Consider the following 22,408-nt stretch of genomic DNA (forward strand, 5'->3'; position numbering starts at 1 on the left):
CAGCCGGGCCTGTTCACTCACCCTTCGATGCCCAGCGCGGCGAAGCGCCGGGCGAACGAGAGGCCCGACGGGAGCAGCGGGCGGGCCTCGGCGAAGGCCGCGCGCGCATCGGCCTCCCGGCCGGCGCGGCGGGCGCCGCGCGCCAGGAAGTAGAGCGCCTCGAGCCGCTCGATCGGGAGCAGGCCGCGCGACAGCGCGAGCGTCTCCTCCCAGCTCGCGCCGCCGGGCGCGCCGATCGCGAGCGCCACGGCGTCCAGCAAGGCCTGCGCGTTCGGCGCCGCCGGGCCGGGCGGGCAGCTCGCGCGGATCCACGCGACCGCCGCCGCGGCCTCGGCGTCCTCGCCGCGCGCGGCGTGGAGCCGGGCGAGCATCAGCGAGAGCTCGACCACCGGGCGCTCCATGAAGCGCTCCTCGAGCGCGCGGCCCCGGCGGGCCAGCTCGAGCGCCTCGTCGTCGCTCCCGTTCCAGAAGAGCTGCTCGGCGAGGTTGCCGGTCGCCGCGCGCTCGGGCCACGGGTTGCCCACCTCGCGCGCCAGATCGACCGCGCGCCGGAGATCGTCGATCGCGCGGTCCAGCGCCTCCATCGCGGTCCACAGGAAGAACCGGTTGCAGTACGCGACGCAGAGGTGGACGCTGTCCTTCGCCCCGGCCGCGAGCGCGATCACCTCGTCGAAGCGGGCCTCGGCCTCCGCGAGCCGACCGGCCACCACCAGCGCGCACGCGAGCAGGAGGAGCGCGACGACGCGCGCCTCGTAGTCCCCGTCCGCCTCGGCCATCGCCGCGCCGCGGCCGAGCTGCTCGACCGCCTCGGGCACGCGCGCGTGGCGCCAGGCGCAGCGCCCCTCGGCCACGAGGAAGCGGCGCGAGAGCCGGCGGTCGCCGAGGCGCGCGACGATCGGCCGCGCCTCCTCGACGCGCGCCGCCGAGCCGGCGAAGTCGTTGTCCCAATCGAGCGCCGCGGCCTCCTCGAGCAGGGCCTCGCAGAGCAGCGCCTCGGCGCCCATCGCGCGCGCGGAGGTGGCCGCCGCGGCGAGGTCCTCGAGCGCCTCGCGCGTGCGCGAGATCGGGTAGCGCGCCGCGCCCCGCAGCGTGAGCGCGCGCGCCCTGACCAGGCCGCCCGAGCCGCCGAGCGCCTCGCCGGGCACACCTCCCGGTGCTTCTCCTGGCGCCTCGCGCGCGTCGATCACGTCGATCGCGCGCGTTGCATGGGCGTCCGCGGCCACGTGCTCGTGCGCCGCGAGCGCGGCCTCGGCGAGCCGGATCGACGCCGCCGCGGCCTCCGCGCGCGCGCCCACCGCCGCGGCGTGCAGGGCGAGGCGCTCGAGCGCGTCCGCGCCTCGATCCCGCGCGTCCCGCCACACCTCGAGCGCGGCCTGGTGGACGCGATCCCGGTGCGACGGGTCGAGCATCCCGTAGAGCGCGTCGCGGAGCGCGGCGCTCCGGAAGGCGAACCGATCGGGCGCGCGCTGCTCGAGCAGGCCGTGGTCGCGGAGCGCGCGCAGGCCGGCGCGCGCGTCGACGGGCGTGGTCGCGCCGCCACCGCGCTCGAGCGCGCGCTGGACGCGCTCGATCTCGGCGGCGCTGAAGGTGACGCCGAGGACCGCGCACAGCCGGGCGCACGCCGAGATCTCCCGCGGCAGGAGGTCGAGCTGGCGGGTGGCGAGCCACTGCCACGCGGGGGAGGGCGGGATGCGGTCGAGCGCCGCGGTGGCGAGGTAGAAGCTGCCCGTCCGCGCGCGGCGCACCATGCCGGCCTCCTTGAGCGCGGCCGCGAGCTCCACGAGCGCCGCGGGGTTGCCGCCGGCCCACCCGTGGAGCCGCTCGAGCGCGGCCGCGGGCGGGTACTCCGCGGGCGCGAGGAGCGCGGCGGCGAGCCGGACGCCGGCGGCCGCGTCGAGCGGGGCCAGGGTGAGCGCGTCGCTCCGGGCGGCGCGCGCGCCGAACCCCCGGCGCGCGGCGGCGAGCCGCGGATCCGCGGCGACGAGCACCCAGCAGGGCCCGCGCTCGCCGTCCAGGGTGGCGACCTCGAGCGCGTCGAGGAGGCCGTCGGGCGCCCAGTGCGCGTCGTCGAGGACGACCGCGATCGGCCCGCCGCGCGCCCGCGCGCGCAGCGCGGCGGCGAGCGCGCGCGGGCCGTGCTCGTCGCCCGGCGGCGCCCCGGCGAGCGCCTGGCGCAGGAGCTCTTGCAGCGGCCGCGCCGGGTCCCCCGCAGCGGGCGGCTCCGCGGCGGCGGCGATCACCGCCGCGTCGGGCCGGAGCCGGCGCACCAGCGCGGCCGCCTCGGCGAGGAGGCGGGACTTGCCGAGGCCGCGCTCGCCGAGGAGCGTGAACAGCCCCGGCGCGCCGCGCGCGAAGCAGGCGCCGGCGCTGCCGGCGAGCGCGTCGAGGACGTCGTCGCGGCCGACGAGAACGAGCGGCGGTCCCGCGCGCGGCCGCAGGAGGTCCACCTCCGCGCCAGCGCCGGCGCGGGCCGGCGGGAGCGCGCGGGCGGCTGCCTCGGTGAGCACCACGAGATCCCCCGAGCCCCCCGGGATCCAGGTCTCGGGCTGCTCCACCGCCGCGCCGTAGACGGCGGGGGGGCCGTCGCTGCGCGGGCGGCTGCGGAGCGGGGCGAGGTGGACTGCGGCGCGCGCTTCCCCGCCGCGGGTGAGGTCCTCGGCGGCGGCGAGCGCGGCCGCGAGCGGCGCCTCGACGTCGGCGCCCGAGAAGACCGCGACGAAGCGCCGACCGCGGCGCCGCGCCACGAAGCCCGCGCGCCGCGCGACGGCGGCGCTCACCTGCGCGGCGTCGGCGGTGGTCTCGACGGCGACGAGCGCCATCAGCCGGCGGCCCTCCGCGATGAGCGCCGCGGCCGGCGCCTTCGCTGTGGCCGCGGCGAGAGTCTCGGCCGGCGCGGGCGCGGCAGCGGCCACGGGCGCGGTGGCGGCCACGGGCGCGGCGGCGGCCACCGGCGCGGCGCCCGGCGCGAGGCGGCGCGCATCGTCCAGCCCGCGCAGGCGCGCGGCTTCCAGCGCACGCCGGAGGGCGTCTGCGCTCGGCGGGCGCTCGGCCGGATCCTTGGCCAGGCAGGCGAGGACGAGCGCCTGCACCGCGTCGGGGACGCCCGCCTCCTCCGGCAGGCGCGGCGGGCGCAGGTGGAGGTGGCCGTGCTCGATCGCGCTGCGATCGCCGACGAAGGGCGGCCTCAGCGCGAGGAGCTCGCGGAGGATCACGCCGAACGCATAGAGATCCGTCCGCGCGTCCGCCGCCGCCTCGCCGCGGATCAGCTCGGGTGCCATGTACTCGGGCGTCCCCACCGCGAAGCTCGCGCCGGTCCGCTCGGCGCCGGCCCACGCCGCGCCGTCGCCCGTCGCGGAGGCGGCGCCGCCGCCGAGCGCGCAGGCCCGGCCGAAGTCGAGCAGCGTCGCGCGCACGGCGGGCCCGGTCGCGTCGATCGCCACGTTGTCCGGCGTGAGATCGCGGTGCACGACGCCGCGCGCGTGGACGGCGGCGAGCGCCTCGAGCACCGCCGCGGCCACGGCGAGCGCGCCGTCGGGGTCGGCCGCCGCGCCTGGGCGCGCGGCGCGCTCCTCGATCCATCGGGCGAGCGTCGGCGCCCGCACCCGCTCCATCGCGAGGTAGGGCCGCCCGTCGTCGAGCTGCCCGCGCGCGTGGAGCGCGGGCGCGGGCGGCGCGCCGGCGCGCGACATCGCCGCTGCCTCCCGCGCGAAGCGCGCCCGCGCGAGCTCGGTGCTGGCGCGCGCCACCTTGATGGCGGCGGCCGCGCCGTCGTCGCGGCGCGTCGCCTCCCAGACCACCGAGAACCCGCCGCGGCCGAGCTCGCCGCCCACGGCGAAGCCCTCGATGCGCGACGGCGCCCCGGCGCCCGCCTCCGTGACCGCGGCCGCGGGCGCCGTGAAGCCGTCGCGGGGACACGGGCGCGAGGCGGACACCCGGATGTGGCAACGTGGGCAGCGAGGCAAAGGACCTCTCGAGCGGCGGCGTCCAGCGCGGCGAGGGGCGAGGGGCGAGGGGCGAGGGGCGAGGGGCGAGGGCGAGGGCGAGGGCGAGGGCGGCGAGCGATGAGATGAGCAGGAGAAGCGGAGTCCGGAGCGCGCCCGGCGGTGCTCCGCGCGCCCCGGCCGCGGCCCGCATGCTACGCTGCATCTCTTGTGAAGTGCGACGCCGCCGAGCCTGTGCCGATCACCACGGTCGTGGCGCGGGGGTGCTCCTCCGGGGACCGGCGCGCGCTCTCGCCGGGGGATCGCGTCGGCGGCTACATCGTCGTGTCGTTGCTCGGCCACGGCGGCGCGGGCGCGGTGTATCGCGTGGTCCCGGCGGAGGGGGGCGGCGCCGCGCGCGCGCTCAAGGTGCTCCACGCCGATCTCGTCTCCAGCCGCGAGGCGGCGCTCCGCTTCGCGCGCGAGGTGCGCGCGATCGGCCGCATCCGGCACCCCAACGTGGTCGCCGTCCACGACGTCGGCGAGCTCCCGGACGGGAACCCGTACTTCGCGATGGATCTGCTCGACGGCGTGGACCTCCGGTCGCACCTCGCGGCCGCCGGGCGCCTGTCGCTCGACGAGACGCTCTCGATCCTCGAGCCGCTCGCGGCCGCGCTCTCGGCGGCGCACGCGCAGGCGATCGTGCACCGCGACATCAAGCCCTCGAACGTGTTCCTCGCGGACGAAGGCGGCGCGCGTCGCGTCGTGCTCCTCGACTTCGGCGTGGCCAAGCTGCTCGACGAGCCGGGCCCGGGGATCACCGGCTCGCGGCAGATGGTCGGGACGCCGGCGTTCATGGCGCCCGAGCAGATCCGCGGCCTGCCGACGGATCAGCGCACCGACGTCTACGCGCTCGGCGCGCTCCTCTACGCCCTGCTCACCGGCGAGCCGCCCTTTCCGGCGAAGTCGACGCTGCTCCCGCAGCTGCACCTCCACGCCCGCCCGGCGCGCCCGAGCGCGCGCGCGCCGGTCGCGCCCGCGATCGACGAGGTGCTGCTGCGGGCGCTCAGCAAGGACCCGGGGCGGCGCCAGCAGGGCGCGGCGGCGCTGCTCGCCGAGCTCCGGGACGCGGCGGGCCGCGCTGGCCTCCCGTCCGGCGCCGAGCGGCTCGCGATCGCCCTCCACGTCGAGGCGCGCGCCGACGCGGCGGCGCTGGAGGACGCGGATCCGGGCCTGCTCGACGACCTGGAGACGATCCTCCCCGCCGCCCAGGCGTGCCTCGCCGAGCATGGCTTCCGCGCCGCGGTCGAGGCCGGCCACGCCGCGCTCTACGTCGCCGAGCCGGGCGCGCTCCCCGGCGGCGATCGCGCCGCGCGGCGGTCGGCGATCGACGCGGCGCGCGCGCTCCTCGGCGCGCTCGAGGCGCGGTCCGCGCGCGATCCGCGGGTGCATGTCGCGCTGTGCCTTCACGCCGCCCCGGCGCGCTTCGACGGCGCCGCGCCGGCAGGGGGTCCGCTGCTCGACGTCGCGGCGTGGCTCCCGGACGGCCTGCCCGCCGGCCTCTTCGCGACGCCGGCGCTGCTCGACGGGCTCGGGATCGAGGCGGCGCCGGCCGGGGCCGTGGCGCGGCTCTACGCGCGCGCCCTCCCCGCGGTCACCAACTCCCGGTGATGGGGACGTCGCCGGGAAGGCCGAACTGGAGGGCGCGGTCAGCGCCGTCCCAGCCGTTGCCGTTCATGTCGAGGAGCCACATCCCGTCCGACGGCCGCCATGCGCCGACGAGGCTCCGTCGGGTGCCGCTCCAGCGCCCGACGACGGGGATATCGCCGGCCTGGCCGAGGTAGATGGGCACCTCGCCGTCGTATCCGTTGCCGTTGAGATCGAGGTGGAATTCCCCGTTGCGGAAGACGCCGACACGCGTCTTGCCGGAGCCGGTCCAGTCGCCGACGAGGGGCACGTCGCCGCGCAGGCCGAACTGGAGCACGCGGTAGGAGCCGTCCAGTCCATCGCTGCTCAGGTTGAGGAACCAGTACATCATGCCATCGGGCAGCACGCGGACGACGCCGGGGCGCGTCTTGCCGCTGCCGTCCCAGCTCCCGACGACCGGGGTGTCCCCTGGATTGCCCCATTGGAGGACGCGATCGGACGGGTCGTAGCCGTCGCCGTCGAGATCGAAGTACCAGACGCCGGCCCGGAAGACACCGACGCGTGTCTGGCCTTCGCCGGTCCAGTCGCCGACCACGGGCACGTCGCCGGGGAGCCCGAACTGGATCTGCCGATCGGCGCGGGGCGACCAGCCGTCGCCGTCGAGATCGAGGAACCACATCCCGTCGGCGTCGCGGAACACGCCGGGCTTCGCGTGACCGTCTCCGGTCCAGTCGCCCACGACAGGCGTGTTGCCGGCGACGGAGAAGCTGATTGCGGCGTCGCCGTCCCACCCGTTGCCGTTGCGATCGAGCACGAAGCTGTTCAGCCCCCGGAAGACCCCGACGCCGGTCCGAACGCGCGAGATGGGCGGCAAGATCGGGCTGTCGCTGCCGTCATCGCTCTCGCCCTCGAGCGCGCCGTCCGCCTCGCCGACGGAGCCCTCGATCGCATCGCCGCCGTCGATCGGCGCTTCCCCGCAGCCCGCCGCGGCGGTGACAGCGGCGATCAGAAGAAGCAGGGTAGTGGACTTGGCCGACATCGAATTCATAAATTTCATCCTCATCTCCAATGTTCCATCGGTCATGGGCGCGGATCGTCGCCATGACGACACACGCCTATCTGCGAACAGCGATCGCCTCGCGTCACCGCGGCCCCGAGATCAGCTGTCCCACGTCCGTTGTCCTAAAGCGTCTATCTCTCCGCCCAGCCACCCTGCGTCACAGAGCGGCGGTCACCCGCACAGGAGACGGGTCCAGATCGGCGTTTTCGGCGCGCAGGCGTACTCCGGTACGCCGAGCACCGAAAACGTCGAGATGGGCCCGTATCCGAAGCGGGTGCCCGCCGCTCTCGATCACCAGGAGCCGGTGAGGGGGACGTCGCCGGGGAGGCCGAACTGGAGGGCGCGGTCAGCGCCGTCCCAGCCGTTGCCGTTCATGTCGAGGAGCCATGTCCCGTTCGATGGCCGAAAGGCGCCGACGAGGCTGCGTGCGGTGCCGCTCCAGCGCCCGACCACGGGGATATCGCCTGCCTGGCCGAGGCGGATGGGCAGCTCGCCGTCGTACCCATTGCCGTTGAGATCGAGGTGGAACTCCCCGTTGCGGAAGACGCCGACGCGGGTCTGGCCGGTGCCGGTCCAGTCGCCGACGAGGGGCACGTCGCCGCGCAGTCCGAACTGGAGCGCGCGGTAGGTGCCGTTCAGCCCTTTGCCGCTCGCGTCGAGGTACCAGTACATCAATCCATCGGGCAGCACGCGGACGAGGCCGGGGCGCGTCTTGCCCCTGCCGTCCCAGCTCCCCACGACCGGGGTGTCCCCCGGACTGCCCCAGTGGAGGACGTGATCGGACGCGTCGTAGCCGTCGCCGTCGAGATCGAAGACCCAGACGCCGGCCCGGAAGACGCCGACGCGCGTCTGCCCGGAGCCGGTCCAGTCGCCGACCACGGGCACGTCGCCGGGCAGCCCGAACTGGATCTGCCGATCGACGCCGGGCGACCAGCCGTTGCCGTCCAGATCGAGGAACCACATCCCGTCGGCGTCGCGGAACACGCCGGGCTTCGAGTGACCGTTGCCGGTCCAGTCGCCCACGACAGGCGTGTTGCCGGTGACGGCGAAGCTGATCCCGGCGTCGCCGTCGTATCCATTGCCGTTGCGATCGAGCGCCCAGGCGCCTGCGCGAAAGATCCCGACGCCGGTTGCCCCAGGCGTGGTCGGGGGGCGATCGTTCTTCGATAGGTTGTGGACCGTGACGACCTCCCGGTACGTGACGTCGTCGTCCCAGCACTGCCCGAAGATGTCCCCGTCGCTGGAGCAATTATCGGCGCAGGGGCCAAGGACGTGGAACTCGCACTCCTCGTTGGACTCGTGGCAAGTCCGCCCTCCCTCTATCGCCGTCTGGTTGATCGTCGCGCCGATGCACGCGAACCTCTTCGGCTCCAGGCCGAAGAGGTCGCCGAAGTACGTGGCTTCCTGGGCTGTGTAGTCGATCGCTTCCTCGGGGGTGATGGTCCCGCGCGGCGCGCGCAGCGAGAAGCGGACCGGTCTGCCGAGTTTGTTGGCGTGCGCGAGCAGGCACGCGCTCACCCAGCGCTGCTCTTGATCGGTGAGCGCGCTGTCGCTCCAGGACGGGGCAAGGCCGTGGAGACCGTCGAACTGATAGCGCGCGTTCTGTCGCAGATCCTCTACGACGAGCTTTTGCCCCTCGCTCAGGGCGCAAGACGCCACGTACGCCATCGCTCTGCTGAGCAGCTCGCCCTTCTCGCCGGTCACGCTCTCGAGGATCAACTCGGACCCGTCGGCGAGGCGGGCGCGCTTGAGGCGGTCGAGAAGGCGGAGGAAGTCGGGGTCCCGCGTGACGCTGGCTTTGAGGCCGTTCAGCGAGATGACGTCACGCTCCGGGGCGCTGCCGCCCGGCTCCGGATCGGGGGCCGGCGCCGGAGCCGGCGGCTCATCGCCGCTGAGCACGGCTTGCGCCGCTTCGCCGAGCGCGGGGAAGTCTTCGTCCGCCGCCGCGACGCAGCCGAGCGCAGCGGGGCTCGATCCGAGGAGTGCCAGGAGCAGGTACCGGGGCGTGCCTTGCATCGTCATGGTGTCGCGGATCTCCATTGCAGCGCCCGTGCCGGGCGGCGGGCCTCGCGGATCCCCGGCGCTTCCGGCGGCGCTCTCCGCGCATCGCGCCCCTTTCCCTGTAGGGGCGCGCCCACAGGTGTAGGCGCGCGCCTACGCGCCTACTCCTCGCGCCCCGACAGATCGTGCCGGCGGAGCAGCTCGTGGAGGTGGCTCCGGTCCATGCGCGCCGCGCGCGCGGCCGCCGAGAGGTTGCCCCCGTGGGCCCGCAGCAGCCCCCGGAGGTACGCGCGCTCCCAGCGCGACGTGGCCTTCTCCTTGGCGGCGCGGAACGAGAGCGCCGGGTCGAAGGCGTCCTCGGCTGCGGGCGGCGCGGCGCTGTCCGGCGCGCCGCCCTCGTCGTCCGCCCCGTCGCGCCACGGCGCCGCGTCGCCGAGGAGGACCGCGCGCTCCACGGCGGCCCGCAGCTCGCGCACGTTGCCGGGCCAGTCCTGCTGCGCGAGCGCCTGGAGGAGCTCGGCGGGCGGGCTCGGATCGCCGTCCGTGACCAGCTGCTCGTAGAAATGGGCGACGAGCAGCGGGATGTCCTCGATCCGCTCGCGCAGCGGCGGGATGCGGATCCGAACCACGTTGAGGCGGTAGAAGAGGTCGGCCCGGAAGCGGCCGCGGTTGACCTCCTTCCGGAGGTCCCGGTGGGTCGCCGCCACGACGCGCATGTCGAGCGGCACCGGATCGAGGCTGCCGACGCGCTTGACGACGCGCTCCTCGAGCGCGCGGAGCAGCTTGGGCTGCATGTCGAGCGGCAGCTCGCCGATCTCGTCGAGGAAGACGGTGCCGCCGCGCGCCGCCTCGAAGGCGCCCGGGCGCGACGCGACCGCGCCGGTGAAGGCGCCCTTCACGTGCCCGAAGAGCTCGGCCTCGATGAGGTTCGGCGGGATCGCGGAGCAGTCGACGACGACGAAGGGCCCGCCCGCGCGCGGGCTGCTCTGGTGGATGGCCTCGGCGACAAGGCCCTTGCCGGTGCCGGTCTCGCCCTCGATCAGCACGGTGGAGGTGCTCCCGGCGATCCTGGGCAGGAGGGCGAACAGGCGGCGCATGGCGGCGCTCTGCCCGAGGGCGCGGCCGTAGCGCTCCTCGTCGCTGAGCGGCTGGCGGACCTCCTCGTCGAGGTGGTCGAAGCGCAGCGAGGTCTCGCCGACGCCGAGCACGGTCCCGGCCTTGAGGTAGGCGGAGCGGACGCGGTACCCGGCCATGGTCGTGCCGTTCTTGCTGTCGAGGTCGCGGAGCTGGAACCCCTCGGCCGTGGCGGTGATGGCGCAGTGATGGCGGGAGACGGTCGGATCGGTGAGCGTGAGGTGCGTGCCCGGCGCGGTGCCGATCACGAGCTCCGGCTCGTCCGAGTCCCGCGTGAGGCCGCGCTCCGGGCCCTCCAGGACCTTGAGCCGGAAGCGCCTGAACACGAGCTCCGTGGAGCGAGACACGAGCGCGCGGGTCTCGTCGGGCGAGGAGGGCGATGGCTGGCCGTGCGACATCGGGTCGAGGCTACCACGGCGCCGAGCGGCGGCTCGCCGCGGCGGACCCGCCTTGTACGCCGCGACCACCCGCTCGCGGAGATCGTTCGAGATCGGCGCCGCCGTCTCCCGGCCTGGACGGGCGCGAAGGAGAGGAACGAATAACGGTCGGTCAGGGCGCCTCGGAGAGCCACGGCGTACACCTGCCCTCCGAGCACGCCGCCGTCATTCCTTCCGGAATCACGGGCGCGCAGGGAGGGCACGCGACGACCTCTTCGGGGCAAACGAGGGCGCCGAGATCCCCGCTCTGGTTGAGGGCGACGATGCCTTTCCCGTCGCACGACTCGCAGCACCCGACGCCGTCGCGCAGGGCGCAGTCCGCGTCTTTCGTGCATTCCGTCAGCGGGGATTCGCGCACGTCGACGACGACGCAGCGCCCGCCATCGCATGTGGCCGCGAAGTACTGGGAGGTGCTCTCGGCCTCGCCGACCTCCGGGCATCGCTCGCACTGCGTGTCTCCGCACCCGCTGGCATTCCAGAAATCCGCCACCGCGTCGCGGTGGAGGGCGACGAACGCGCTGGCGTCGACCGGGTCGCAGGAGGCGCAGCAGCGCGGCGGCGCGAGGACGCAATCGCCCGGCGCCGCGCATGCATCCATGTCCGTTGTGGTGCCCTGACAGGTCTCCAGGCACGCCGCGAGCGACTCGAAGCGGTTCTCGTTGCCCTCGCAACCACCATAGGTGAAAGGAACACACTCGCCGGTGCTGGGGTCGTGCCAGTAGCTCGGGATCGCCGCGTCGCAGGGCCCGGTCTCCTGCGGCAGCGTACAGCGGTCCGGCGATTCGCCGCCGGCGCCGCTGCTCGCGACCGAGCCGCCTCCGCTGCCAGCGACCGAGCTGCTCGAGCCGCCGCCGCTGCCAGCGACCGGGCCCCCGCCGCCCGGGCCTCCGCCGCCCGATCCGCCGTCGTTCCCCGCGCCGCTGCAGCCCGCCGCGAGCAGGAGAGACGTGAGCAAGCCCAGACCGAGGGACAAGCGCCGGTACATTCCAAGGACATCGCGATCGGCGCGCCGTCGTTCACCTGAGCAGAAGACAATCGATCGTAGGAGTTGCATCCGGAGTCGATGGCATGTCAGGCGGCGGTGTGCCAGGCGACGCTGCGCGTCGTGACGACGAGATCGAGGCGCTGCGCGCCCCTCTCCCGAGCGCCGCCTACGTGGAGGTGCCGTGTCCCACCTGTCGACCGACCCGCCGGCCGGAGGGCTCGCTCGTGGTGAGCCAGAGATCGCTTCCCTCTGCTGCTCACTTCTTCGGCGCGACGGCGATGGTGCCCTTGATCATCCCCATGCCGCACTCGAACTTCAGCTCCCCTGCCTTCAGCTCGGGGAGGTCGATGGTCACCGGCTGTCCGGTCGGCCCTCGTCGGGGAGATTGACTTTCGGATCGCGTTTGGATTTCTTAGCCCCATAGCCGGGCGACACCGTCCGACCCAGGGGGAGGCGACGTCTTGCCGTACCGCGACAAGCTGGATGCTGCTTCGGGCACGGGGAAGCTGATCACGGTCCGCCGCTACCTCGATCCGGTCGCGGCCCAGATGGACCGCACGCTGCTCTCGGCCAACGGCATCGAGTCCCACGTGTTCGAGGCGGCGAGCTATAACCCGATGCTGAGCGGCGCCGCCGGCGGCACGCAGCTGCAGGTGCGCGAGGGCGATCTCCGGCGCGTGGAGAGGCTCCTCGAGGTCCACCCAGGGGAGGCGGCCACCAACGACGACGAGGAGGCTGCCGCGGTCCGCTGCCCGCGCTGTGAGCTGCCCTACTGCTTTCACGAGCGCCTGCGCCTCGAGGGATCGAGCGCCGGCACCGCGCTCGCGATCCTCGCCGCGCCGCTCATGCCGTTCCTGCCGAGGCGCTGGCACTGCCACAAGTGCGGCCATGTCTGGGACGATCCGAAGGAGGGGCCTGCCGCGATGACGAAGCTCGAGGAGGGCGATCCGCGGCCGGTCTTCCGCCTGCGGCGCGCGCACTCGGGCATGGGCCTGTTCCTCGGCCTGCTCGCGGGCTTCTGCGGGGCGATCCTGGTCGGGGCCGCCCTGCCGCGCGGCGCCGATGAGGGGCTCGCCTTCGCCGTGCTCGTCGGGGCGCCCTTCGTCGGCTGGGCCGTCGGTCATTGGTGGCAATACGATCTCTGCTCCGAGCCGGGCTGCCGCACGGCGCTGGCGTCCGATCGGAGCGAGTGCCCGCGCTGCGGCGGCGCCATCGCCGGCGTCGTTCGGTCGGCTGACGCGCACCACGCGGCGGCCGCGGATTTCCGGCGCGAGCTCAGCGCGCTGCGGGCGGCGGACCTGGCGCGCGAGGGCGAGAAGAAGAAGAGAAGGAAGAACCGGCCAGCCGGCGCTGCCGGTTGAGGGCGAATGGCCCTTGCCCCTTGAACGCCTTGGCCGCTTGGAGGATGTCGCCCGCATGCCTGACAGCGCTCTCACCGCCGTAGTCGACGACAGGATCTGGACCCTGGACCGCCCTGTGTGGTTCAGCGGGGTACGGATGCGCGCCCGCACCACGGTCGTACGCCTCGACGACGGCAGTTTGCTCCTGCACACCCCGGCTCCTCCCAACGATGCATTGACAGAGCAGCTACGAGCCCTGGGCCCCGTGCGCTGGCTTTTGGTACCCAACTGCTGGCATCATCTCGGGACACCCGCGGCGGCGGCCCATTTCCCCGAGGCGCGGGTGGTGGGGCCGGCGTCGGCGCTGAACAGGAACAAGGCGTTGAGACTCCACATGGATATCCACGACGCCCATTTCGGCGAGCAGGTCCCCGAGCTCGAGGCCTTGCCGCTTCGGGGCGTGCCGTTCTGGGACGAGACGGTGCTCTACCATCGGCCGACGCAAACCCTGCTTGGCGCAGACATCGTCCTTTGCGCCTGCGCCAAGGACCACTGGACCTTGCGTTACGCCGCGCGCCTCACTGGCTTCTACGAGCGGGTGCGTGTGCCCCCCGACGCCAGAAAGAAGATTCCGGACAAGACCGCGGCCGCGCGCTCCATCCGCGCCATGCTGGAGCGACCGGCCCAGCGTCTCATCGTGGGGCATGCCGAGGTCATCGAAGAAGGTTGGCGCGACGGCCTCGCACACGCCTGGCGACTGGAGGGCGTGGAGGTGTAGGCTGACGGCGCCGCTCCGTTAGCGAGCCCACGCGCGGACGATTGGCGCCCGAGGCGGCTCGGTCATCCCTTGACAAGGTGCCGCTCGATCACGCCCACTGGCGTGACGTCCGCGCCGTCGTGGGGGTGTTGCGTGGACGTGAGGCGCATGGTCACCGGTCTCGACCTTCATGCAACGCTGCATCGCATCGTGACGGACGCCGTGAGCGCCGTGCCGTCCGCGCAGCGAGCGAGCCTCCTGGCCCGTGACGGGGAGCAGCTGGTCCACAAGGCCTCTGTTGGCCTCGCTGGCGTGCTGGCGAGCCCGCAGGAGGTCGCCGGCGGCGCGGTGCCGGCCACCGTGATCGAGACGCTCTCGACGCTCTCGACGCTCTCAACGCCTGATTCCGCGGACAGCCCTCGGGTCATGGCGGCGGCCGACTGGTACCGCGAGCATCTGCCGGGCGCGTCGGCGCTGCACCTCGTGCCCGCGGGCGCGGTCGTGATCCTCACCCCGGTGCACGTGCAGGGACAGACGATCGGCGTGCTCGCCGTCGAGCAGCCGGGCGGGCAGGCGCCTTCCGGCGAGGTCTGGGCGCGGCTCCGCGCGCTGGCCGCGAGCGCCGGCGCGGCGCTGGAGCGGCGAGAGCTCTACAACGACAAGGCGCGGTCGGCCCAGGAGGTGCGCGTGCTCGAGGGGGTGCTGAACGCGGTGGCCGCGCGGACCAGCACGCATGAGCTCGTCGAGATGATCTCGAAAGGCATCAAGAGCGTGCAGCTCGGGCCGCAATGGCGCTCCGTGCACCTCGTCCTGCTGAGCGACGCTCCCTCCGGGGGCGCGCGCGGCGACGCCGCGGCCCGCGAGATCCGCGTCTACCACGTCCCGCACCGATCGCCGCTCGCGTTCTGGAACAACGTGCGTGACGGCGCCCTCATCGCTGGGCGCAGCGTCGGCATCCACGTGGACGTCCGCAACGCCCCCGCCCACAGCGCCGTCGAGCAGCGCGGGATCCTCGAGGACGCCATCGACCGGGGCGTGCACGGTATCGCCGTGGCGCCGATCACCCCGGAGGTCCTCGAGCCGGCGATCCGCCGGGCGGCGCGGGCCGGGGTCCCGGTGGTCACGATCGACACGCCGCCCGCCGAGGGCAGCTGCGCTCAGGCCTATATCGGCACCGACAACGTGGCGGCAGGGCGGCTCGCCGCCGAGATGATGGCCCGGCTGCTCCCGGGCGGAGGCAAGATCGGCGCGCTGACGTTCTGGCTCAGCGCCATGAACAGCCGCGAGCGCATCGAGGCGTTCCGTGCGGCGCTTTCGGGCACGCGCGCGCCCTTCGACCTGCAGCCGCCGGCCGAGGACCGGTTCGACATCGAGCTCGGGATGCGGATCGCCCGGGAGGCCGTGCAGACCGGCGAAATCGCCGGCGCCTTCGGCGTCTGCGCCGAGAACGGCCTGTCGTGGGGCGCGGCCGCGAGGGCGCTGGGGCGGGCGGGGGAGCTCAAGATCGTCGCCTTCGATCTGCTCACGGACACCCTCGAGATGCTCCGGGAAGGGACCATCCACGCCGTCCTGGTCCAGCGCGAGCACGAGATGGGCTATCGCGCGGTGCGGGTGCTCCACGACATGGTATCGAAGGGCATCGACGCGACCCTGGCCGGGCTGCCCACGCGCGCCGGCTCCGGGGGAGGGGCCGCGCTGCGCTTCATCGACACCGGCATCGACGTCGTGACCATCGAGCGCACGCCCTGGTCGCTCCCCCTCTCCGACTACCTGCCTCTGGACGCCAACCGCAAGGCGGCGAAGCGGAGGGAGCAGCTCCCCTACGAGAGCCGCTCGAAGGAGCTCCTCCTCGTCACCGTGGACGCGGGGAGCGAGGGGTACCGCGACGAGCGAGCCCCCCTCGACGCGAGGTCGATGGTCGGGCGGGTGCTGAGCGCCGCCCGGCCGCTCATCGTCGACACGCACTCGAGCGAGCTCCACGACGCGCCCGATGTCGTCGAGGCGCGCGGGAAGGGGGCGCATACCCTGGTCGGCGTCCCGCTGCTCGCCGGCGGGTCCGCCTTCGGCGCCCTGGTCCTGGAGAGCGGGCGCCGGGCGGCGTGCTCGCTCGACGATCTCACGATGATCGAGCGCATCGTCGACACGATGGCCGTGGCGATCGAGAACACGCGGCTCGTCCACCGGATCACCGAGCGGACCCATGAGCTCGAGCGCGCGAACCGGCACCAGGAGTCGCTGCTCGACACGATCCGCGAGCTCTCGAGCCCTGTCGTGCCCATCGCGCGGGACATCCTCGTGATGCCGATCGTCGGGACGATGGACGCGCAGCGGTCCGGCCGCTTCATCGAGTCGATGCTGCAAGACATCACCGAGCACCACGCGCGCGTGGTGCTGGTCGACGTCACGGGGATGGCGGTCGTCGACGCCCCGTCGGTGGAGCACCTCCTGCGGGCGGCGCGGGCGGCGCGGCTGCTCGGCGCCGAGGTCGTGCTCGTCGGCGTCACGCCGGCGGCGGCGCGGCTGATGGTGGAGCAGGGCGTGGACCTCGGGAGCGTCATCACCCGCTCGACCCTGGAGCTCGGGTTCGCTTACGCGCTGTCGAAGACCGGCGGCCAGATCGTCTATCGCCGCTCACCGCACCCCCAGCCCTTCTGAGCCGAGCCGATACGGGGCGACCAGGCGTCGGACCGCCGGGGGAGCGGGCTACTTCTTCATCTCGGCGAGCGTGGCCTTGAACTGCGCGACGTTGTCCTTGTTGATCACGTCGACCCCGGTGTCGATCACCTTGCTCGGGGGGATGGCGGCGATGGCCGCGTCGCCCTCGGTCGCGAGGCGGTGGAGCCACTTGCTCCCCAGGTAGCCGAACTGGAACGGCTTCTGCACGACGGTGCAGGCGACAGTGCCGTTCTCGATGCCGGCGAGCGTCGCGTCCTCCTCGTCGAACACGGCCGGCTTGACCTTGCCCTTCTTCCCGAGCGCCTCGACGGCGGCGACGATGGCCGGCCCGTTGTACGACCAGAGGCCGGTCGCGACGTCGAGGTCGGGGTGGGCGTTGATGATGTCCTCCACGTTCGTGCGCGCCTTGGCGAGGTCGGTGTTGTCCTCGCGCTTGTCGACGAGCTGGATGTCGTGGGGAGTGACCACGTCCTGAATGCCCTTGAGGCGCTGGGCCGCGTTGTCGACCGCGAACATGCCGACGAAGGCGGCCATCTTCCCGCCGTTCGGCAGGAGCTTCACGATCTCGTTGCCGAGCACCTTCCCGGCCTCGTAGTTGTTCGTGCCGATGTAGAGTAGCCGGTTCGATTTCGGGGCGTCGGAGTCGAACGTGATCAGCTTGACCTTCTGCGCGACCTTGTTGAGCACGGTCACCTGATCGTCCGGCGCCAGGACGCTCACGCCGACAGCGTCGTAGCCCTGGCTGGCGAGGCTCTCGAGGATCTGGTTCTGCTCCGTGGGCGTGCTGTTCTGCGGCACCTTGAGGTCAACTTGAATCTTGGCCTCTTGCTCGTACTTGCGCACACCGGCGAACGCGATCTTCCAGAAGTCGCTGGAGCCGTTCGTCACGAACGCGACCTTGATGACCTTGGCCGTGGCTTCTTTGCCGTTGTCTTTGCTGCTGACCTCGCCCCCACCTCCCTGATCGCAGCCTGCGATCAACGCCATCGACAGCATGGTGAACGCCGCACATGCGAGCTCCCAGAGACCCTTCTGATGGTTCACGGCGGTTCTCCTCCGTTCGTCCGCGCGAAGCGTGCGTCGAGACGACGTCGCTGCTCCGCGACAGCGGTGATGCCCCAGAGCGATGCTAGCGACTCACCTCGCCGATGTCGCGCCTCGCGTGAACGACCCGGGCTGATCATCGAGGTGACGCGCAGGTTCATCTGTTCCGGCAGGGGCCGAGCGTGTGCGAGCCCACCTGATCTGGAGAACAAGTGAGGCGAGGCACATGCGATGTGCGGTGTGAACCTCATGACTGCGGGGCTCCTGCTGAGGATGTGTCCGCAAGGCGGCGACGTGGTGCGCGGGAGGCGCACTGACGGCCAGCTCGGGAGCGCGCGGAGCGGCGGCGGAGAGCTGGTGTCCGAGCCCGGACTCGGCTGCTCGGAGGCTCGGGCTGCCCGTCCGCCGGCGACCCCTATCTGTTCTTTTTTGCGGCTTTGCGGCTTTGCGGCTTTGCGTTGAAATCTCTCCCCAGCTCGCTGGCCGGGCTTCTGGCGGGCGGAACTAGCCGGAGCGCCGGAACAGGCCCAGCAACCGCCTGAGCAGCCCCGGCTTCGGGGTCGGCGCGTCTGCCGCCGGCGCCGGCGCCGCCTGGTCGCGGCGTGCTGACCTTGGCGCCGCGTCGCGGCGCTTCGTCACGGCGGCGTCACGGGGCTTTGCTGCAGCGGGGGGCGCTCCGGGCTCCTCACGGGCGGCCTCCACGCCCTGGTCCGCGGTGGGCTCGGCCGCGCGGCTCGGCGCCTGCTTCGCTGCCTTCTTTTCGGCCCGCGCCTGGACTCTGGCCTTCATTGCCTCCTTGGCGGTGAGCGCGGGCTTCTTCTTCCGCGGGAATGCGGCGCTCGGCGGAGGCACCCACACGGCGTCCCGGCGCGGCTCGGGGGTCGCCGTCGTCTCCGGCGCCGGAGCCGGCGCCACGCCGCGCGTCTCGGCGGGCTGCGGCTGCCGCGACGCCTTGGAGGCGTTCGCCTCTCCCGCGGCGGGCGCGCGCTTCGCCTCGGCGAGCGCGGCGTTGCGCTCCGCCTCGCTCTGCGCGGGGTCCGCGGCGGGGGCCGCGCGCTGCTCTCGCGTGGCGGCGCCCGGCGCTGGATGGGCCGCGGGCGCGCGGGTCTGGGCAGCGCCCCCGGCGCCTGTCCGGCCGCGCGGCGTCGCCCCATCCCGCGCCCCCCTGGCCTTGTCCGGCGAGCGGCGCTCGGCCGCGTCGCCGTCGCGCGCCCCGCGCCCGGCCGCGTTGCCGTCGCGCGCCCCGCGCTCGGCCGGGCCGCTGTCGCGTCCTGCGCGCGCCGCCGGCCCGCGCTCGCGCGCTCCACGGTCGGCAGGTCCACGCTCCGCTGGCCACGCCGGGCGCCGCGGCGGCGGCTCCTGCGCGGGCGCTGGCGTGCGCGGCCGGCGCATGTCGATGACCCGCGGCGGCCGCGATCGAGCCGGCGAAGCGGCGGCGGGCGCAGGGGCGGCCGGCGAATCGGCGGCCGGCGCCACCGCGGCGTCTGCCGCGCTCGCTGCGCCCGCCGTCGTGGTGGTCGTCGTGCCGCCGGAAGAGGCCTCCGCGCCCGCCTCCGCCGGCCCTCCGGCGGCTTCCGTCGCGCGCTCCTCGACGGGCCCCGCGCTCTCCGGTTGCCCCTCCCCGTTTTCCGCTGTGCTTTGCTCGACCATGGGGCTCCTCCATAGCGTTGTCGGGCGCTCCGCGAAACCGGATCTCACCGCCTCCCACGCGCGGCCCGCGCGGTGCGTATCGTTCGAAGAGGGAAAAGAGGGATGAGGCGGCCGCGCCGGGCGGAGCTGCGCGCCGCGCGCCATTGCGGCAAGCCGGCCCGGTGCGCTCGGCCCCGGCCGGCTTGCCCAGCGGCCCGGCTACTCGCCCAGGTAGGGGACGAGGTTGACGGTCTCGCGATCGAGCTGGTGAATCCCGAAGCGGCGGGCGGCGAACAGGACCTCCTCGCCGCTGGTCACGAACGTCTCGGGCCAGCCCCAGAGCGGGAAGAACGCCTGTGCCTTCGGCGCCTCGGGCTCCTCGAGGGAGATCGCCAGGGCGCCGCCCGGCACCTCGAAGAGCGCCCGCATGTCGGCCGTGTGGCGCAGCGACGCCCACGAGGCGAGTCGGACGGTGGAGAGCACGTCGAACTCGGGGATCGCGGGGTTCTCGTTCTCCGGCTCGGGCGGCGGCGCCTCACCCGCCGGCGAGAGCGTTGTCAGCTTCTGGTTGGGATCCCAGCCGGCGTACCACCAGCTGCTCGGGCGCCAGATCAGGCTGTGGGACAGGACGGGCAGCCCGCGGCCGTCGATGGAGATCGCGTTGACCTGGCGGTCCGGGAACTTCTGGTACTCCTGCAGGTACGCGAGCCCCTCGTGCACCTCGAGCCGCGCGATCGCCGTCTCGATGAACTGCTGGCCCCACACCCTGTCCCTCGCGAAGATCGACGCGCCCTGGATCGCGAGCACCTCGCCGGGCACGTTGATCCCCGGATCGAGCGCCGGCTGCGACGGGTTGGTCAGGTCGAGGTGCGTGAGGAAGTACTGCGTGCGCGGGCGCGGATCGTCCGGCGCGAGCCCGCTGATCGAGCGCTTGATGTTGAAGTAGAGCTCCCCGTCGTCGTTGAGGACGTTCACGGTCTCGTTGTCGTCCGGCAGCGCGACGGCCGGCGCCACGGCCGGGTGGTCCGGGTCGGAGAGGTCGACAACGTGGACCTCGATTTGTGCCCAGCTGCGGCGCGGGACGTACTCATAACAATACGTCGACGTGATCCCCACGATGTCGTTCCGGTCGACCTCGACCGGCGTGCAGCTCGTGTCCGCGCCGGGGTGGTCCGTGCACTCGGCGAACCCGCCGTTGCAGTACTCCTCGCCGCCGATGTTGCGGCACGTCCGCTCTCCGGCCATGTACGTGCAGCCTTCCTGCCCGAAGCAGCCCGGATCCTCGACCGAGCTGGTCCGGCACGCCCAGCCGACCCCGAGGTCCTCGGAGTGGCCGATGACGCGCAGGAAGGCGAGGGCATCGCGCGCGGGGTGCACGGTCGAGAACGAGCTCGCCCCGCCGTGGTAGCCGCCCGTGGCGGGGAGATCGCTCGTGTCGAGCGTGCCCGCCCGCCGCGGCGCGGTCGGATCGGACAGGTCGATCACCTCGAGGTGGGTCACCTTGCCCACCCAGTTCTCGAAGGTGGTGGTCAGCGACACGAGCAGATCGCCCACCTGATGGAGCTCCGCGTCGGCCGGCAGATCGAAGGTGGCGATCGGCTGCGCGAGCTGCGTGAGCCCGGCGCTCGGCACGACCTCCGCCTTGACCTTCCGGTTCTCGGAGGGGGTCCAGTAGAGATCGTAAGGCATCTTCACGCGGACGCGGTGCTCGCCGAACGCGAAGACCTTCACATAATCCGGGGCGAGATCGAGGTGTCCGAGCTTCTCGGGCGTGTCGAGCTTGTCCTGCGCGTAGAGGGTGAGCTCCTCATCGGAGACGTTCGCGGTGGCGATGTCCTCGGCGCGGAACGTGCGGCGCGCGGGGGTCCCGTGCTCCATCACGCCGCGGCGGGTCAGCGTGGTGTCCGAGAAGGTGAAGATCTGCACGCCGGAGAACGGCCGCGGGTAGTTGTCCACGACCCTGTTCGCGGAGAACGGGAGCAGCACGAGGCCCGTCTCGGGCTCTCCGGTCGCCGCCACGGCGTCCACCGCGTCGTCGAGCACCGTGAACGCGCGGTGATCCCAGTCGGCCTCGGACCAGCTCCAGCCCTGCGCGCCGCCGTCGATCTCGGCGCGCGCCACCAGGGGATCCTGGCTCGTCAGATCGGTGATGTCGTAGAGGCTGGCCGCGAGCTGCCGGCCGTTCTGATCGTTCACGCCGATGCCGATCAGGCGGGTCGCGCCGAAGACCGGGCGGAAGAAGTTGTTCCACCCGGACACGATGAACTCGCTCTCCTCGGTGACGTTCCCGCTCGGATCGATGGAGAAGGCGTGGAAGGGATCCTGGCGCCGGTAGGTGACCGCGAACGCCCTGTCGTCCAGGAAGATGGCGCCGTAGAGCGACTGTTCGGCGCCGAACTCCTCGCTGTCGATCGGCACGATGTTGTCGGGATCGGCCGCGTTCCACGTCTCGAGGTAGCTGGGCTTCCCGTCGGCCCACTGCGGACCGGAGAAGACCCGCAGCATGTTGTCGCGGAAGTCCATGTGGAACTGGGAGCGCACGTAGCTGGCCGTGCCCACGCTGTCGCGCAGCACCATGGACCCGTCGCGGTTCGAGATGTCGATGATCGAGATCTCGCTGGGATGCTGCGACCATCTCCCGCCGTTGCGCGCCACGAGGAGCACGTCCGCCTCCGCGTGGATGGCGGTCACGGCGTCGCCGAGCTCGATCTCGCCGCGCTCGATGAGCGCGTCGGCGCCGACATCGAAGCTCTGGACGAGGGTCTTGTTGACCCACTGGAACTGCCCGGGGTTGATCTCCTCGAGCTCCGAGCCGTTCGAGGCGATGTAGAGCGAGCTCGCGCTGTCGCCGCGCGCGAGGCGGCTCGTCATGATGGCGCCGGTGACCGGGTATTGCGACAGGAGCTTCGGCGCGGCGCGGTCGGCGATGTCGATGAACAGCACGGTCCCGCCGGTCCGCCGCTCCACGGTCAGGCCGTCGGCCTTGAGCTGGTAGCCGGCCCAGTCGTTCAGGAGCACGACCGCGCGGTCACCGACGACGTACATCTCGACCGGGGTGCCGGCGATCTGCATCTGGCCCAGGAACTTCGGGTCCGACGGGTCCTGGATGTCGATGACCTGAAGGCCGCGGAAGGTGTTGAGGTTGAGGAGCTGCCCGCCGCCGAGGACGCGGTAGATGTCGCCTTCCTCGAGCTCGCGGCTCTCTTCTTCTTCCTCCTCCTCTTCTTCCTCTTCTTCTTCCTCCTCGCCGAGGTACCCCTCGGTGAACGGATCATCGGCCGACACGAAGTCGGTGGGCCCCTCCGGGGTCTCTGGCTCCTCGGGCTCTTCGGGCTCTTCGGGCTCTTCCTTGGGAGGATCGGGCTCCTCCTCCTCGGGCGGAGGGTTCTCGTTCTCTTCTTCGGGTGGGGTCTGCTCCTGGGGCTCGGGCTTGTTGTCGTCGCTCCCGCATCCCTGTCCGAGCAGCAAGAGGAGCGCGGCCATCACGCTGGCCTGCGCTGACAGCACACCTCTGAATAGTGCTCTTCTCTTCGCCACAGCTACTCCTCCCTGGCACCTCGCATGAGGTGCGGAGACTGCGCACATCGATGTGTCCTACACGGTTCAACGTGGTCGGAACGTCGCGGTCCGAGGGCGGCGGTGCGGCGAGTCCCCGGCGAGCGATCGAGGACGCGTCCGGCACGGCGCATCCCGCGATCGAGCCGGTCTTCGCGGCTTCGCACTACCGCGGACCGTGAGCTTGCATCCAGCGGAGTATCCACCTTCTGGAGGAGCCGCT

General features: G+C 73.1%; 12 protein-coding genes. 4 read left to right on the forward strand and 8 right to left on the reverse strand.

The genetic code is table 11. The features are described 5' to 3' along the window. Window positions 1–17 precede the first annotated feature (17 nt). The gene (locus tag WME97_RS12395; protein WP_437552109.1) at window positions 18–3,932 is read right to left on the reverse strand and encodes a protein kinase domain-containing protein; all 3,915 of its coding nucleotides are present in this window, start codon (window positions 3,930–3,932) and stop codon (window positions 18–20) included. A gap of 219 nt (window positions 3,933–4,151) precedes the next feature. On the opposite strand from WME97_RS12395, the gene WME97_RS12400 reads away from it, so the two are divergent. Next, a complete protein-coding gene (locus WME97_RS12400) occupies window positions 4,152–5,591 on the forward strand; it encodes a serine/threonine-protein kinase (protein ID WP_437552110.1) in 1,440 nt (479 codons plus the stop codon). Here WME97_RS12400 and WME97_RS12405 read toward each other — a convergent pair. The 4 genes from WME97_RS12405 to WME97_RS12420 form a co-directional block, all read right to left on the reverse strand. Next, window positions 5,575–6,615: a hypothetical protein gene (locus WME97_RS12405; RefSeq protein WP_437552111.1), complete on the reverse strand. Its 1,041-nt coding sequence runs from the start codon at window positions 6,613–6,615 to the stop codon at window positions 5,575–5,577. The two genes, WME97_RS12400 and WME97_RS12405, sit on opposite strands and share 17 nt — an antisense overlap. Window positions 6,616–6,918: 303 nt before the next feature. Then, window positions 6,919–8,649 (reverse strand): hypothetical protein, encoded by a 1,731-nt coding sequence (locus WME97_RS12410; protein ID WP_437552112.1) that lies wholly within the window; start codon window positions 8,647–8,649, stop codon window positions 6,919–6,921. 140 nt (window positions 8,650–8,789) lie between these two features. Further along, window positions 8,790–10,160, reverse strand: a complete 1,371-nt coding sequence (locus WME97_RS12415) for a sigma 54-interacting transcriptional regulator (RefSeq protein ID WP_437552113.1) — start codon at window positions 10,158–10,160, stop codon at window positions 8,790–8,792. A 151-nt stretch (window positions 10,161–10,311) separates the two neighbouring features. Then, window positions 10,312–11,172, reverse strand: a complete 861-nt coding sequence (locus tag WME97_RS12420) for a BPTI/Kunitz domain-containing protein (RefSeq protein ID WP_437552114.1) — start codon at window positions 11,170–11,172, stop codon at window positions 10,312–10,314. Window positions 11,173–11,645: 473 nt separating this feature from the next. On the opposite strand from WME97_RS12420, the gene WME97_RS12425 reads away from it, so the two are divergent. From WME97_RS12425 to WME97_RS12435, 3 genes are all read left to right on the forward strand, one after another. Then, window positions 11,646–12,545 (forward strand): hypothetical protein, encoded by a 900-nt coding sequence (locus WME97_RS12425; protein WP_437552115.1) that lies wholly within the window; start codon window positions 11,646–11,648, stop codon window positions 12,543–12,545. Window positions 12,546–12,600: 55 nt separating this feature from the next. Next, on the forward strand, window positions 12,601–13,302 hold the full coding sequence (locus WME97_RS12430; protein ID WP_437552116.1) for a DUF4336 domain-containing protein: 702 nt from the start codon (window positions 12,601–12,603) through the stop codon (window positions 13,300–13,302). 147 nt (window positions 13,303–13,449) lie between these two features. Continuing rightward, the gene (locus tag WME97_RS12435) at window positions 13,450–15,936 is read left to right on the forward strand and encodes a substrate-binding domain-containing protein (protein WP_437552117.1); all 2,487 of its coding nucleotides are present in this window, start codon (window positions 13,450–13,452) and stop codon (window positions 15,934–15,936) included. 48 nt (window positions 15,937–15,984) lie between these two features. On the opposite strand, the gene WME97_RS12440 is transcribed toward WME97_RS12435, so the two are convergent. From WME97_RS12440 to WME97_RS12450, 3 genes are all read right to left on the reverse strand, one after another. Then, entirely contained in the window at window positions 15,985–17,001 is a 1,017-nt protein-coding gene (locus tag WME97_RS12440; protein ID WP_437552118.1) for a sugar-binding protein, read from the reverse strand. A 504-nt stretch (window positions 17,002–17,505) separates the two neighbouring features. After that, complete coding sequence (locus tag WME97_RS12445) at window positions 17,506–18,651, reverse strand: hypothetical protein (RefSeq protein WP_437552119.1); 1,146 nt, start codon at window positions 18,649–18,651, stop codon at window positions 17,506–17,508. Window positions 18,652–18,849: 198 nt separating this feature from the next. Then, window positions 18,850–22,137, reverse strand: coding sequence for a beta-propeller domain-containing protein (locus tag WME97_RS12450; protein WP_437552120.1), 3,288 nt, complete (start codon window positions 22,135–22,137; stop codon window positions 18,850–18,852). Window positions 22,138–22,408 lie beyond the last annotated feature (271 nt).

It is taken from the genome of Sorangium sp. So ce367 (genome assembly GCF_051520455.1).
GTDB lineage: Bacteria > Myxococcota_A > Polyangia > Polyangiales > Polyangiaceae > Sorangium > Sorangium cellulosum_B.

Bases quoted from the DNA above. Each gene is read 5' to 3' on its own strand.
- WME97_RS12410 (WP_437552112.1), bottom strand. From the start codon at position 8,649: ATGACGATGCAAGGCACGCCCCGGTACCTGCTCCTGGCACTCCTCGGA.
- WME97_RS12435 (WP_437552117.1), top strand. From the start codon at position 13,450: ATGGTCACCGGTCTCGACCTTCATGCAACGCTGCATCGCATCGTGACG.
- WME97_RS12415 (WP_437552113.1), bottom strand. From the start codon at position 10,160: ATGTCGCACGGCCAGCCATCGCCCTCCTCGCCCGACGAGACCCGCGCG.
- WME97_RS12430 (WP_437552116.1), top strand. From the start codon at position 12,601: ATGCCTGACAGCGCTCTCACCGCCGTAGTCGACGACAGGATCTGGACC.
- WME97_RS12405 (WP_437552111.1), bottom strand. From the start codon at position 6,615: ATGAATTCGATGTCGGCCAAGTCCACTACCCTGCTTCTTCTGATCGCC.
- WME97_RS12445 (WP_437552119.1), bottom strand. From the start codon at position 18,651: ATGGTCGAGCAAAGCACAGCGGAAAACGGGGAGGGGCAACCGGAGAGC.